The sequence below is a fragment of the Pseudoalteromonas atlantica genome (genome assembly GCF_043641955.1).
Lineage (GTDB): Bacteria > Pseudomonadota > Gammaproteobacteria > Enterobacterales > Alteromonadaceae > Pseudoalteromonas > Pseudoalteromonas atlantica_A.
Map to the genome: position 1 here is coordinate 152,972 of NZ_JBHZRV010000007.1, position 14,339 is coordinate 167,310.

Annotated in this window: 13 protein-coding genes; 7 read left to right on the top strand and 6 right to left on the bottom strand. The window is 39.9% G+C overall.

Going from position 1 to position 14,339, the window contains the following annotated elements:
- Positions 1–167: 167 nt before the first annotated feature.
- The 3 genes from ACHUE3_RS14540 to ACHUE3_RS14550 all read left to right on the top strand — a co-directional run bounded on the left by ACHUE3_RS14540 (position 168) and on the right by ACHUE3_RS14550 (position 3,273).
- Entirely contained in the window at positions 168–974 is an 807-nt protein-coding gene (locus tag ACHUE3_RS14540) for a cytochrome C assembly family protein (RefSeq protein WP_394193090.1), read from the top strand.
- Between the two features lie 61 nt (positions 975–1,035).
- Positions 1,036–2,304 (top strand): HlyC/CorC family transporter, encoded by a 1,269-nt coding sequence (locus ACHUE3_RS14545; RefSeq protein WP_394193091.1) that lies wholly within the window; start codon positions 1,036–1,038, stop codon positions 2,302–2,304.
- Between the two features lie 132 nt (positions 2,305–2,436).
- On the top strand, positions 2,437–3,273 hold the full coding sequence (locus ACHUE3_RS14550) for a mechanosensitive ion channel family protein (protein WP_394193092.1): 837 nt from the start codon (positions 2,437–2,439) through the stop codon (positions 3,271–3,273).
- 62 nt (positions 3,274–3,335) lie between these two features.
- Here ACHUE3_RS14550 and aroC read toward each other — a convergent pair whose 3' ends face one another.
- Together aroC and prmB are read right to left on the bottom strand one after the other, a co-directional pair.
- Positions 3,336–4,433: a chorismate synthase gene (aroC, locus tag ACHUE3_RS14555; RefSeq protein ID WP_394193093.1), complete on the bottom strand. Its 1,098-nt coding sequence runs from the start codon at positions 4,431–4,433 to the stop codon at positions 3,336–3,338.
- Between the two features lie 65 nt (positions 4,434–4,498).
- Entirely contained in the window at positions 4,499–5,434 is a 936-nt protein-coding gene (gene prmB / locus ACHUE3_RS14560; protein ID WP_394193094.1) for a 50S ribosomal protein L3 N(5)-glutamine methyltransferase, read from the bottom strand.
- Between the two features lie 126 nt (positions 5,435–5,560).
- On the opposite strand from prmB, the gene smrB reads away from it, so the two are divergent.
- Both smrB and ACHUE3_RS14570 read left to right on the top strand, forming a co-directional pair.
- Positions 5,561–6,118 (top strand): endonuclease SmrB, encoded by a 558-nt coding sequence (smrB, locus tag ACHUE3_RS14565; RefSeq protein WP_394193095.1) that lies wholly within the window; start codon positions 5,561–5,563, stop codon positions 6,116–6,118.
- A gap of 37 nt (positions 6,119–6,155) precedes the next feature.
- Positions 6,156–7,079: an AEC family transporter gene (locus tag ACHUE3_RS14570; protein ID WP_394193096.1), complete on the top strand. Its 924-nt coding sequence runs from the start codon at positions 6,156–6,158 to the stop codon at positions 7,077–7,079.
- Positions 7,080–7,081: 2 nt separating this feature from the next.
- Here the strand turns inward: ACHUE3_RS14570 and ACHUE3_RS14575 are convergent, their stop codons facing one another.
- The 3 genes from ACHUE3_RS14575 to sixA all read right to left on the bottom strand — a co-directional run bounded on the left by ACHUE3_RS14575 (position 7,082) and on the right by sixA (position 8,854).
- The gene (locus ACHUE3_RS14575; protein WP_394193097.1) at positions 7,082–7,819 is read right to left on the bottom strand and encodes an SDR family oxidoreductase; all 738 of its coding nucleotides are present in this window, start codon (positions 7,817–7,819) and stop codon (positions 7,082–7,084) included.
- A gap of 91 nt (positions 7,820–7,910) precedes the next feature.
- A complete protein-coding gene (locus tag ACHUE3_RS14580) occupies positions 7,911–8,261 on the bottom strand; it encodes a RidA family protein (RefSeq protein ID WP_394193098.1) in 351 nt (116 codons plus the stop codon).
- 116 nt (positions 8,262–8,377) lie between these two features.
- The gene (gene sixA, locus ACHUE3_RS14585; RefSeq protein WP_394193099.1) at positions 8,378–8,854 is read right to left on the bottom strand and encodes a phosphohistidine phosphatase SixA; all 477 of its coding nucleotides are present in this window, start codon (positions 8,852–8,854) and stop codon (positions 8,378–8,380) included.
- Positions 8,855–9,028: 174 nt separating this feature from the next.
- On the opposite strand from sixA, the gene ACHUE3_RS14590 reads away from it, so the two are divergent.
- Both ACHUE3_RS14590 and ACHUE3_RS14595 read left to right on the top strand, forming a co-directional pair.
- A complete protein-coding gene (locus ACHUE3_RS14590; protein WP_394193100.1) occupies positions 9,029–11,749 on the top strand; it encodes an insulinase family protein in 2,721 nt (906 codons plus the stop codon).
- 52 nt (positions 11,750–11,801) lie between these two features.
- Positions 11,802–14,036, top strand: a complete 2,235-nt coding sequence (locus ACHUE3_RS14595; RefSeq protein ID WP_394193101.1) for a putative bifunctional diguanylate cyclase/phosphodiesterase — start codon at positions 11,802–11,804, stop codon at positions 14,034–14,036.
- Here the strand turns inward: ACHUE3_RS14595 and ACHUE3_RS14600 are convergent.
- Positions 14,033–14,224, bottom strand: a complete 192-nt coding sequence (locus ACHUE3_RS14600) for a hypothetical protein (protein WP_394193163.1) — start codon at positions 14,222–14,224, stop codon at positions 14,033–14,035. The two genes, ACHUE3_RS14595 and ACHUE3_RS14600, sit on opposite strands and share 4 nt — an antisense overlap.
- Positions 14,225–14,339: the final 115 nt, after the last annotated feature.

Consider the following 14,339-nt stretch of genomic DNA (forward strand, 5'->3'; position numbering starts at 1 on the left):
TAAATTTTAATTAAAAACAGTATACCGTAAATCTAGGCGCACAATACAGTATTCAAGTATGCAGTTTGAGTTTCTTTTTACAAAGCCTAGGTTTTTTCCTTACTATAAAATACAATGGGACTAACTTAACAAGGATTATTTGACTCAGATTGAGTGGCCAAAGCATTATGCTGATTATTAGTTTAACTATTATTGCCAGTTTATTTTACGTATTAGCGACTTCGCATGTGTTGTCTCGTTTGTTCCATCAACAAGGTCCAAGCCAAAAACTCACTATTGTACTCAGTACAGTTGCGATTTTAGCCCACATGTTATTGTTAGTTAATTCGGTATTTAGGGCTGATGGCCAAGATCTCAGTATTGTAAACGTTGCATTGCTGACATGCTGGGTCATTGTTGTATCGGTGACAACTGTGTCGCTCAAGTTTCCTGCAACACTTTTACTGCCTGTTGTATACGGATTTGCAGCTATTCTAACGTTTTCTAGCCTTTTTATTCCTCATCATATTTTGTTGCAAAGTATTGATGTAGAAATTGCCTTAGTAACGCATATCTCGTTGTCACTCCTTGCTTACTGCGTTCTTATTATTGCCACATTATATGGCGTACAATTTTACTTTATTGATAAACGATTAAAACGCAAAGACTTAGCTATTGTACATAGCCATTTACCTCCATTGATGGTGGTTGAACGCCAACTTTATCACTTGCTTACGTTAGGAACTAGCCTACTTACAGCTGCCTTGCTATCTGGATTTGTATTTTTAGATGGTATGTTTGATAGTGAATTTATTCATAAGACTATTTTATCATTAGTTGCATGGGCCATATTTGCTATTGTGACTATTGGGCATATAGTTAAAGGCTGGCGTGGCAAACCAATTGTATTGGCAATAATGGTCGCGGCATTTATCTTAACGCTCGCCTATTTTGGTAGCCGTTTTATACAAGAAGTAATTCTGAATAAGTTTTAACTTGACTCAGGCTGCTCACTACCGCTTAATACGCACTGATTTATAATAAAAGGATCCTTCTTTGGACAGCATATCGACGAGTGTTTTATTTATAATACTCGGTATTCTAATTTTATGTTCTGCATACTTTTCTGGCTCTGAAACGGGCATTATGTCAATAAACAGAATTCGTCTGCGCCACCTTGCTAAAGAAAACCACCGCGCTGCCAAACGCGTTAATAAGCTCTTGAGCCGTCCTGACAGACTCATCGGCTTGATCCTAATTGGTAATAACCTCGTTAATATCGCTGCCGCTCAGGTTGCGACTATCATTGGTATTCGCTTGTACGGTGATTTAGGTATTGCTATTGCTACAGGTGTACTTACCCTTGTGGTACTTATTTTTGCAGAAGTTACGCCAAAAACTCTGGCTGCTCTCTACCCTGAAAAAGTCGCTTTTCCAAGCTCTATAGTGCTAAAGGGGTTACTTAAAATTCTGTTCCCGTTTGTTGTTGTTGTTAATTGGATGACTAACGGTATGTTACGCTTGTTTGGCATTAGTGCTGCGCAAATAGATGAGCACAGCATGAGTAAAGAAGAATTAAAAACAGTACTAAACGAATCTGGCGCGCTTATTCCTGCTCGTCACCAAAGCATGCTAACCTCTATTTTAGATTTAGAACAAGTCACCGTTGAAGATATTATGATCCCGCGCAACGAAATAGTTGCGATTGATATCAATGATGACTGGAAACTAATAAGCAAGCAACTCACCCATGCTCAGCATACCCGCGTACTTTTATATCGTGACCAAATAGACGACGCTGTAGGCTTTATACATTCACGTGATGCATTACGCCTGTTAACTAAAGAACAATTCGATAAGCCATCACTGTTGCGTGCTGTACGTGAGATATATTTTATTCCAGAAGGTACATCGCTAAATACTCAGTTGTTTAAGTTCCAGCAATCAAAAGAGCGGATTGGCTTGGTAGTTGATGAATATGGCGATATACAAGGTTTAGTAACACTTGAAGATATTCTTGAAGAAGTTGTTGGTGACTTTACGACAACCCAAACACGTACTCCAAGTGAAGAAGTAGTGCCTCAGGAAGATGGCTCATTTTTAGTTGATGGTGGTGCCAATGTGCGCGATCTTAATAAAGAAATGGAGTGGGAATTTCCTTTGGATGGACCTAAAACACTCAGCGGCTTAATAATTGAATACCTAGAAGATATCCCTGATGCTAACTTAAGTTTACGTATCTCTGGCTATCCTATTGAAGTGGTTGAAGTAAAAGAAAACATGATCAAATTAGTACGTATTCAAACAAATAAGCGAAATACCTAAACAACCTACGTGAGCAACACTCGTTGCTCACTTTTATACTTACATTTCTGAATTTTCTGCTGTTATTTATCCTTTAAGTTATCAATACTAAGCTATTATCTAAACGCTAATGCATACTTAACGGAGAGTTAAATGGAAGATATTTCAATTGAAAGGATCTATAACCAAGCCATAGAGATGATTATGCTTTATGGACCCAAGTTTCTTCTGGCCATATTTGTATTAATAATAGGTTGGTGGTTTATTGGCCGAGTTTCAACTATGACCGAAACTTCAATGAATCGTGTAAAACTGGAAGCCGGACTGACCCACTTTTTAGTGTCATTTATTTCCGTTATTTTAAAGGTGCTGTTATTGATCTCAGTGGCATCAATGATAGGCATAGAAACCACATCATTTATTGCCATGCTCGGTGCCGCAGGTTTAGCGATTGGTATGGCTTTACAAGGCAGCCTCGCTAATTTTGCAGGTGGTGTACTTATTCTATTTTTTAAACCATTTAAAGTAGGCGACGTCATTGAAGCACAAGGCTACATGGGTAAAGTCACTGAAATCCAAATATTCGTCACGGTACTGCTTACATACGATAATGAGAAGATTATTATTCCAAATGGTACGCTGTCTAACGGCTGTGTTAAAAATAAGTTTTCAGAGCCAACACGCCGTATCGACATCGAATTTGGTATAAGCTATGACGATGACGTACTCAGAGCAAGAGAAGTATTAATGGGTGTATTAAATGAGTACGAACTTGTGCTAAAAGACGATGCAAAGCAGCCCGTTGTACATGTAAGCCAACACGGCGATAGCCACATTGGTATGCTAGTTTGGGCATGGGTTGACTCCGAGAACTATTGGCCTGTTTATTTTGGTTTATTCGAACGTGTTAAAATTGCTTTTGATAAAGAAAATATCACAATTCCTTTCCCACAACGCGATGTTCACATACATCAATTCCCAGGTAAATAAAACAAAACCTAACAGCACAAAAAAACCACCCATTGCGGGTGGTTTTTACATCTTAATATTAATTAAATAGTGCCGTTAATTGGCCCATGCTCATGGTTAACATGAGGATTTTGACCGCGCTGGCGCAGTAAATGATCCATTAACGTAATCGCCATCATTGCTTCTGCTATCGGGATTGCACGAATACCAACACAAGGGTCGTGACGACCTTTAGTTATCATCTCAACAGCTTCGTTTTCAGTATTAATACTGTTACCCGGTATCGTAATACTTGAGGTTGGTTTAAGCGCTATTGAAGCAATAATGTCTTGCCCAGTAGATATACCTGCCAAAACACCACCTGCGTGATTTGATGTGAAACCTTCAGGTGTTAGTTCATCACGGTGCTCAGAGCCTTTTTGTTCAACCACATCGAAGCCATCTCCAACCTCAACGCCCTTAACGGCATTGATGCTCATGAGTGAATGTGCAAGCTCTGCATCAAGTCTATCAAAAACCGGCTCACCTAACCCAACAGGTACGTTTTTAGCAACTACTTTGACTTTAGCGCCGACTGAATCACCTTGCTTTTTAAGGTCACGCATGTACTCGTCTAATGCTTCAATTTTGCTGGCGTCAGGAAAGAAGAACAGGTTGTTTTCTACTTCATCCCAATCATAATTCTCAGCTTTAATCGGACCAAGCTGACTTAGACATGCTCGCACTTCAATACCATGAAATTGCTTTAAGTATTTTTTAGCAATACTGCCAGCAGCCACACGAATTGCAGTTTCACGTGCCGATGAACGACCGCCACCACGATAATCGCGCAGACCGTATTTGTGCCAATAAGTGTAATCACCGTGGCCAGGACGAAAAACGTCTTTAATTTTACCGTAATCTTTTGAGCGCTGATCGGTATTTTCAATCAGTAAACCAATGCTGGTTCCTGTGGTTTTACCTTCAAATACACCTGAAAGAATCTTAATTTGATCATCTTCTCGGCGCTGGGTGGTATAACGACTTTGCCCCGGCTTACGACGGTCCAAATCTATTTGTAAATCGGCCTCTGTGATTTCAAGACCTGCGGGCGTACCATCCACAACGCCGCCTAACGCGACGCCATGGCTTTCACCAAAGGTGGACACTTTAAACAGTTGTCCTATGCTATTACCTGCCATTGTTTTCCTCATTCCTAATGACTACTGAGAACCGAGCCTAAGGCTCGGCTTTAAATCTTGCCTATTCAGTCAACAAAGTAATCAACCAATTGTTTTTTACTGATCACAAACACACCTAGGCCGCCTTGTTCGAATTCAATCCATTCAAACGGTGCACCAGGATAAAGTGCATCCATGTGTACCATAGAGTTACCTACTTCGACAAATAACAAACCGTTATCAGTTAGATGCTCCGCTGCTTCACTTAAAATTGTGCGAGTAACGTCTAAGCCATCATGCCCTGATGCAAGGCCAAGTTCTGGCTCATGATGGAATTCACGTGGTAAGTCAGCCATATCCTCGGCGTCAACATACGGTGGGTTAGCTACAATGAGATCGTATTTTTGCCCAGGAACACCACTAAATACATCTGATTGAATTGGTAATACACGGTCGTTTAGCATGTAATCAGTAATATTGATATCTGCCACTTCAAGTGCTTCATACGAAATATCAACCGCATCGACTTGGGCAGTGTCAAATGCTTGCGCCAACGCAATTGCAATACAACCAGAGCCGGTACATAAATCTAAAATTCGCCCTACTGATTCTGGCTGCTCTAACCATGGCGTAAAACGATTATTAATTAGTTCTGCAAATGGCGAACGAGGGATCAATACACGCTCATCTACATAAAATGGCATATTGGCAAACCAGGCAATATTGGTTAAGTAAGGCACTGGTGTGAAATCATTAATTCGGTCTGAAATTAACCCTGCCAACCGATTTTTTTCAGTACTGGTTAACCTTGCATGCATCAATTCTTTTGGCGCATCAACAGGTAAGCTCAGCGCTGGAAGTAATAAGCTAACCGCTTCATCCCATGCATTATCAGTCCCGTGACCAAAGAAAATACCACTGCTGGCAAATTGGCTTGTTGTCCAACGTAACCAATCGTGTAATGTTGAAAGTTCTGCAACAGCTTCATCTAAGGTTGCTTCTTCTATTAGTAATTCGCTCATGTGTGTTATCTGCCTGCTTATACTTTCAAAATATTAACTCAATCGAGGCACAATTAAGGCCCCATGATTGCCCTATTGTAACGCTATTTACTCGATTTTTAGCATTTTTTTGTTTAGACTGCGGCAATGAAAAAAGATTCTCACTCAAACAGCCCAATTAGCACTGACGATATAGACTTATTTCGTCAAAGCATTTCTGGTGCGCGTGTTTTTAAACAAGACACTCACCGTTTTGCTAATAAACCTAAAGTGTCACAAGCGAAGCAATTTGCCCAGCAAAAAAAGCAACAACAGTCAGAATTTTTCTTCTCGGACGAATACGTTCCAGATATAGATACAAACGGTACGGTAAATTATGTGCAAGATGGCCAAGACCGTTTTTTAGCTAAACAGTTGCGCCGTGGAGATTTTATTCCTGATTTAACCCTAGACTTGCACGGTCTAAATAAAGAAATTGCAAAAGATGAACTGGCAGCCTTAATTCATGAGTGCAAGAAAAAGCATTATTATTGCGCCTGTGTAGTTCATGGCATTGGTGGGCATATACTTAGACACAAAGTACCACAGTATTTAGTTCAGCACCCTGATGTGATTGCAATGCACCAAGCACCACTTGAGTACGGTGGTAAAGGCGCGGTATTAATACTAATTAATCTACCACAAAGCGATGAGTTCAGGCGTTAACCCTTGGTAAACATTTGCTGTTAAAGGCCAAAATAAAGTGCATATTTTTTCGATTATTTTTCCATTGGTCTTTATTGTTTTATGTGGGTACCTATCTAGCCGCAGTACTTTTTTATCTGAATCCCATGTTGCTGGGCTAAGTAAATTTACCTTTTACATTAGTGTCCCAGCATTTTTATTTCTAAATATGTCGAACGCTAATTTACAGGGGAGCGTTAGTTTAAATGGGTTTTTAAGTTTTTATATCCCCGTGTTATTTATTTTTTCATTCGCTCTTGTAATTGACCGCTTTTATTTATCTAAAAATCGCGGCTACGAGCGAAACAGCGTTTTTGCTTTAGGCAGTAGTTACTCAAACACCGTGCTAGTCGGTTTACCTATTATTATAGCCGCTCTTGGTGAGCAAATGATGGGGATTGTGTTTATGATAATCACCTTTCATAGCGCGCTACTTTTTACATTAACATTTTTGATTAGCGCAAAAGGAAATAACACGGCGTTTTCATGGCCAAAATTCACCAAAAACATGCTACTAAACCCAGTTGTGTTAAGTATTAGCTGTGGAATCGCCGTTAATTTAAGTGGTTTTGCTTTGTTTGACGATGTTAAATCTGGGTTATTATTACTTGGGCAACCCGCACTACCATGTGCTTTGTTTGTGCTTGGGGCTAATTTAGCATTTTATAAAGTTGCTGAAAATTGGCGTGGTGCCATTATTGCTTCAATACTAAAGCTATTCATTTTGCCCAGCCTAGTATTGTTAGTTGGAAAAACAGTATTTCAACTCGAGCCTGCTTTGTTGAATGTGCTGGTATTACTAAGCGCATCCCCTTTGGGCGTAAATGCATATTTGATTGCTTGCCAAATAAAACAGCATCAAGCTACGCTGGCAAGTACTGTGGTTATCTCAACCGTATTAAGTGTATTTAGTTTTACCTTTTGGTTAGCTGTATTACTGTAGCTTCATAGCCCGCCCGCAACATCAATAAAACTTCCGGTTGTAAAAGAGGCTTGCTCAGAGGCTAAAAAATAAATGGCAGCGGCCACTTCCTCGGGCTTTCCACCACGTTCTAAAGGTAGCTTTTGTTTGAGCCTATCTACCCGATTAGCTTCTCCGCCATCACGGTGCATGTCAGTATAAATAAGTCCGGGCCGCACGCCGTTCACACGAATATTTTGCTTCGCAACCTCTTTAGCAAGGCCAATCGTTAAAGTATCCATGGCTCCTTTTGATGCTGCATAGTCAATATATTCGTTTGGAGAGCCTGTGCGTGATGCAGCTGATGAAATATTAACAATACTGCCACCTGCATTCATACGTTTAACCGCCTCGCGAGAGCATAAAAAAGCACTGGTTACATTAGTACTCAAAACCTCGTTGATCCGTGCAGCATCCATATCAAGTAAGCGCATTTGTGGCTTTAAAATACCCACGTTATTAATAAGAACATCGACCTTACCAAATAGCTCATCTATCTTATAAAACATAGCAACTACTTCAGCTTCTTTAGATACATCAGCTTGCAGCATCGCAACCTTCACACCCAGACTCTGAATCTCTTGCGCTACTTTTTTAGCTTGTTTATCATTTGTTTTATAGTTTAGGCAGATATCGTAGCCGTGGCGGGCAAAATAAATTGCGGTTGCAGCCCCTATCCCTCGGCTGGCGCCGGTTATTAATAAGACTGGATTTGCACTCATTGTGTATCCTGAGAGTTAAGTTTTAATCTACTGCAAGTTTATTAAGCGACCTGTTGAGTTTATACTTTTTCTATCAAGCCGCTATAAGGGATTATTTAATTGCAGCGACGACTGATACTTCCACTAACAATGCCTCTCGAGCCATTTTAGCTTCCACACACGCACGCGCTGGCGCATGCCCCTCAGGTACCCATGCATCCCATACTGCATTCATATCAGCAAAGTATTCCATACTCTTTACATAAATAGTCGCACTAAGCATGTGCTCTTTAGAGCTTCCAGCTTCATCTAGCAGCGCTTCTACTTTATCCAGCATTGTTTGTGTTTGCTCTTTAATACCTTGCTCTGCATCTGCACACACTTGCCCACATAAGTACACTGTGCCGTTATGTTTAACAATGCGACTCATACGCGCACTGGTTTGAATACGTTCAATAGTCATTATCACTCTCTATCAATTAGTTTGCGTTAATTTAGCAAAAAATAGGCCTGATAGGTCATTTTTTAAATTGAAATTAATTAATGCATTTTAAGGCTGAAGCATTCACCTTAATACATCTAAATAATTATGTTAGCAGGTGCGTGAATACTCACATAGTGGCTCTTTTGAGTCGTATCGTCATAGCTAATAACAGCAACCCCACCTGTGTTAAAAATTGGCATATTTCCAGGGCTTAGCTGATCAACTAAATAACTCACTATAGGCATATGGGCCACAATCAACCATGTGTCACACTTAGGGTGCATAGCAATTAATGTTTCGAGGTAATCTGCGGCAATTTGAGGGTTGCCATCGGGGGTTATGTCGCTACATGTTTGTTCAAACGTAAACGCGTTGTTTTTTTTAACACCTTGCGCAGTTTGTTGAGCACGAACATAAGGGCTAACTAACAGGGCCGTTGGTTTATGAGTTGCGTGCAACCATATGCCCATTTTTTCGGCTTGTTGCTGGCCAACTAACGTCAGGTTTCTGCTTGTGTCGTCAGCTTGCATCGGTGTAGCTTCGCCGTGGCGCATTATTAGAATTGTTTTCATAAAAAATCAACCGATTAAAGAATATAAAACAGTAGCCAGTTTGCCAATTTGTCCGCTATATTAAAACAAAGTAACATCTATCTCGCTTGATATTCAGAATTAAAAGCATTGTAAAAAATCTCTGAAGATATCACATATTGAAAATAGGTAAACGCGACGTTTCAGGAGCATCATTTGAATATCAGCCGCAATGATAACAGAACATACCACGCCCTAACACTGGACAATGGTCTAAAAGTATTGTTGGTGCAAGATAAAGACTCAACGAAGGCGGCTGCATCTATGGCTGTCAATGCGGGCCATTTTGATGATCCACTTGATAGACAAGGCCTTGCTCACTTTTTAGAACACATGCTTTTTTTAGGCACTGACCAATATCCAGAGTCTAACCGTTTTAGTAACTTTGTTTCTCAAGCAGGCGGTAATACCAATGCATGGACTGGGACTGAACATACCTGCTATTTCTTTGATATAAACAACCAAGAATTTGAACATGCACTTGAACAATTTAGCCGCTTTTTTATTGCGCCTTTATTAAGTCCCACTGAAACAGAAAAAGAGCGCAACGCTATAGATGCTGAGTTCAAATTAAAAATAAAAGATGATAGCCGTCGGATTTACCAAGCCCACAAAGAAACCGTAAACCCAGATCACCCATTCGCTAAATTTTCAGTTGGCAACCAGCAAACATTGGCCGATCGTCAAACATGTATTAGCGATGAGTTACGTCAGTTCTTTAACACCTATTACCAAGCACAATGGATGAGTTTAGTGCTGTGTTCTGATGCTGATATCGCCACCATGGAGCATTGGGTTACTGAATTATTTTGTGACATAAAAGGCACTGGCAAAGAAAAGCCCACTATTGAAGCTGACCTCTATCGTCAACAAGATCTTTGTAAAGTACTGCACATTGAGCCACATAAGCATATGCAAAAGTTGATTGTGAGTTTTGCTATGCCGAACATAGACGAATTTTATCGCCATAAAACGGTGAGCTTTATTGCCCATTTACTTGGCTATGAAGGGGAAGGCTCGCTTTACTCTATTTTAAAAGAACAAGGTTGGATCAATGCATTATCTGCCGGTGGCGGTATAAATGGCAGTAACTTTAAAGACTTTAATATTAGTATGGCGTTGACCGATGAGGGTATTGAATACTATGAAGACATTGTTGAAATGGTCTTCGAGTATATTTGTCTTATCAATCAAAATACTGACAAGCTTCCTAGACTTTATCAAGATAAGAAAAACTTACTGAAAATTGCTTTTGATAATCAAGAAAAAGCGCGATTAATAGATTGGGTCAGTAACTTAAGTATTAATATGCAGCACTACGATGAAGCTAATTACGTGCAAGGCGATTATTTGATGGAGGGGTTTAATGAGCGTGCACATGATATGGCGATGCAATGGCTTACCCCACGTAACATGCGCTTAGTACTGATTCACCCAGATGTAGAGCCTGAGCATAAAACAAAGTGGTACCATACTCCATACCGTGTTGAAGAACTATCAAACTGCTGGCTTGATGCACTGGCTGAAATTAATACGCCTTTGCCACAAATGCTATTACCCACAGCAAACCCTTATTTAACAAAAGACGTGACCTTGTTAGATGTAGAGTACCCTAAAACACAACCCACTTTATTGGTAAAAGAGCCGGGATTTGATTTTTGGTTCAAGCAAGACAACACGTTTAGGGTTGCCAAAGGTCATTTTTATTTGGCGATGGACTCTGATTTTGCAGTAAAAGATATTAAGCACATTGCACTTACTCGCTTATTCGCAGACTTATTTATGGATAGCGTAGCTGAACAGTTTTATCCTGCTGAATTAGCAGGGCTCAGCTATCATTTAACATCACACCAAGGTGGTTTAACGCTTCATACTGCCGGTTTATCTTCTAGTCAGCTAACCTTAGTCGATGAACTACTAGATGCGCTATTTAACGTTGATATATGTGCTAAGCGCTTTGCAGAGTATAAAAAGCAATTAGTGCGCCATTGGCGAAATAGCAATCATAATAAGCCTGTAGGTGAGCTTTTTAGTGTATTAGGGGCTAAAGTGATGCCGTGGAACCCGCAGCCAGACCAGCTTGCTAATGCACTTAAAGATACTAGCTTTCATCAATTCAACGGCTTTAGAAAAGAGTTTTTTAATGCGCTCCATGTAGAATCATTTTTACACGGAAACTGGCAAGAAAATGATGCGATTGAGTTTCAAAAAGAAGTTGCTAACCACCTTGCTAAGTCAGCAACAATTGAAGATTTAACCCGTCCATTGTGCTTACTAGATAAAGTGACTCGTGTAGAGCTTGAATTAAACTGCAGCGACAATGCAATGGTCATTTATTATCAAGCAATGAGTGATGATGTAGATGAAAAAATAAAAATGATGGCGCTAAATCATCTCATCAATCAAGATTACTTTAATGAGCTACGTACGAAGCAACAATTAGGCTATCTCGTTGGCGCGGGGTATGCACCTTTTAATACACGTGCTGGCATTGCATTTTATGTGCAATCACCAGAGTATTGCCCCTATACTTTGCTTGAGCGCCATAATGATTTTATAACTGGTGCTGTTGAAAATCTAAACCAGCTGGACGAAGAACAATGGCAACTTCAAAAGCACGGCCTCAAAACGCATATTGCTGAAAAAGACAAAAATTTACGGCTTCGTTCACAGCGTTTGTGGTTGGCAATAGGGAATCAAGATCATACATTTAATATGCAGAAAAAACTGCTAAGCGCACTGGAAGCACTCACGATAGATGAAATTAAAGCGTATATGCGCGAAACCTTTAACGATGATCGCGCAAGATATGAACTACTAAGTCATCCTAAGGCCAAGAAACTTGCAAAAGATTCAGTTTCCTCGCATTCCCTTTGACACAACCAAGGCGTTCAATTAGATTATCAGGTGCAAATAAAAGAAGTGCATAATGATAATAAAAATAACGCTCAACCTAACATTACTTGTAAGCTTTGCTTTAAGCTTTAGTGCTCTAGCTAATACCGATCAAATGTTTGATCAAAAAACCTTACAACTTTATATACCCAGTGCATTTGTTGCACTGGTTTTGCCGTACCTGCTATTTACCATACACAGACTACGCCGCTCACGTAAACAATTGCGACTTTCAGAACACCGTTTAAAAAGTACTGTTGAAGGCAGTGGTGATACGCTTTGGGATTGGAACGTTAAAACGGGAGAAATGCTGCGAATAAACGACAAATATATGATGAACAGTGACACGCAGAAAAATTTCCCTCCCAATAAATCACTCATCCACCCAAATGACTTACCCAGTGTAGAGCTACTTTTAAAACAACACTTTGCCGAACAAAGCGCCTTTTTTGAAGCCAGCTATCGTATAAAAGATAGCTTTGACCGATGGCGTTGGGTGCTCGACCGCGGAAAAATAATTGAAAAAGACGCCAACTTAAAACCCTTAAGAATGACGGGAACAGTTCGCGATATTACTCGCTTAAAGTCCACAGAAGCACGCCTTAACTTATTCGCTAAATGTGTAGAATCACTCACTGATGCGCTAGCAATCTATGATAGAAATTTTAATCTTGTAGATCTAAACCCCAGTTTTTTAAGTCAATTTGGCGGCACTCGAGAGCATTATCTGAATAAATCATTCTCTCTTGTGGGCTATGAAGATAGCTATATAGAAGAAATAAAAGATACAGTAAGACGCACTGAGCACTGGCAACAAGAAGTAAAATTACGTAACAGTGAGCGCAAAATGCTGCCATTTGAGATTTCTATCGACGAAATTAAAAATGAGTACAACCAAGTTTGCAACTACGTTGTTGTGTATTCTGATTTAACAGAGCGCAAAAAAGCTGAATCTCAACTACATAACTTATCAAATAGAGACCGAACAACGGGCCTGCCCAATCGAAACTTATTTTTTACTGACCTCAAAAAGTTAGCTAAAAAAGATGACCATCATGCTTTACTGGTCTTTGACTTAGACAACTTTAAGAAAATAAATGATTCATTAGGGCACCAATTAGGTGACAGTCTGCTCGCCAAGCTAGCAATGCGATTAAACAAACTAACTCGAGAGAAAGATGTATTTTACCGATTAGGCGGTGATGAGTTTGCATTGGTGATGTCAGGAACTAACGATATTCACACCATCACACGTATGGCTAAACAGTTTTTAGCGGCCATCGCTACGCCTTTTAAAATGGCAGGACACGAATTAGTTATCACATCAAGCTTAGGCATTGTGCTTTACCCTGAGGATGGCAACACCCCTGAACTACTCCTCAAAAATGCTGATACCGCGATGTATCATGCTAAAAAGAAAGGCAATAGCTACTTATTCTTTAATGACACCATGAATCGCCAAGCTGTAAAACGCTTACAAATCGAAAACCTGATGCGTTTTGGTTTAAAAGAAGATCACTTTGAAGTGTATTACCAACCTAAAATGAATATACGCACAGGTAAATTTACCGGTATGGAAGCACTTGTTCGTTTTATTACGCCTAAAAAAGGCATTATTAGCCCTGGCGTTTTCATACCCATCGCAGAAGAAACCGGACAAATAATTGAAATTGGTGAAGTTGTACTAAACAAAGCCTGTCGAGATGTAAAGGAGTGGCTCGACGCTGGCTTATTTAATGGCCGAGTGGCGGTTAACCTCTCTGCAAAACAATTTAGTTTGCCTGATTTAACCACGCGTATTGATATCATTTTGCAAAAAAATGAGCTTCCTTCGTATTTCTTAGAACTTGAAATAACGGAAGGTACGGTAATGGATGACCCACAAGACGCCATTTCAATTATGCGCTCTTTAAGTGCACGAGGTATTCATTTAGCAATGGATGATTTTGGTACTGGGTATTCTTCGTTAGCTTACTTAAAGCAATTCCCTCTTAACACGTTAAAAGTAGATAAAGCTTTTATTGATGATATGGAAACAGAGCGTGGTCGCAATATGGTTGATTCAATCGTCACAATCGCTCACAACCTTGACTTGCATGTTGTTGCTGAAGGGGTAGAACAAGCCAAACAAATAACGATTTTAGAGCAACTTAACTGTGAAACTATGCAAGGCTATCATTACTCAAAACCACTATCGAAAACTGAGTTCACTGCATTTTTGAAAAAGCAGTACAGCGACTCACAACCGAGTTTAATTCATCAAGCTTAAGGCCGCCATACACACGCATTAGCGCCAACAGTGCGAAGTAAGGCTCTACGATAGTGAACGTTAAACAGATACCATGCTATGGGCCCTAGTAACCCTGCCAGTACAACCCAACGTTTAACAGGCATGCCTTTTTTATTCACGTCTAAATACATTATGGCGATAAACACGATACTGATCAGAAAATACAAAGCGGCCTCTTAGCGGTGGTCAATAAGTGAGCGCGCAGTTTACCCAATCCCTTCGCTGATTAAAAGTACAGTTCATAAATAACGGGTATTTTTAAAACTAAAAAACCGACATTGA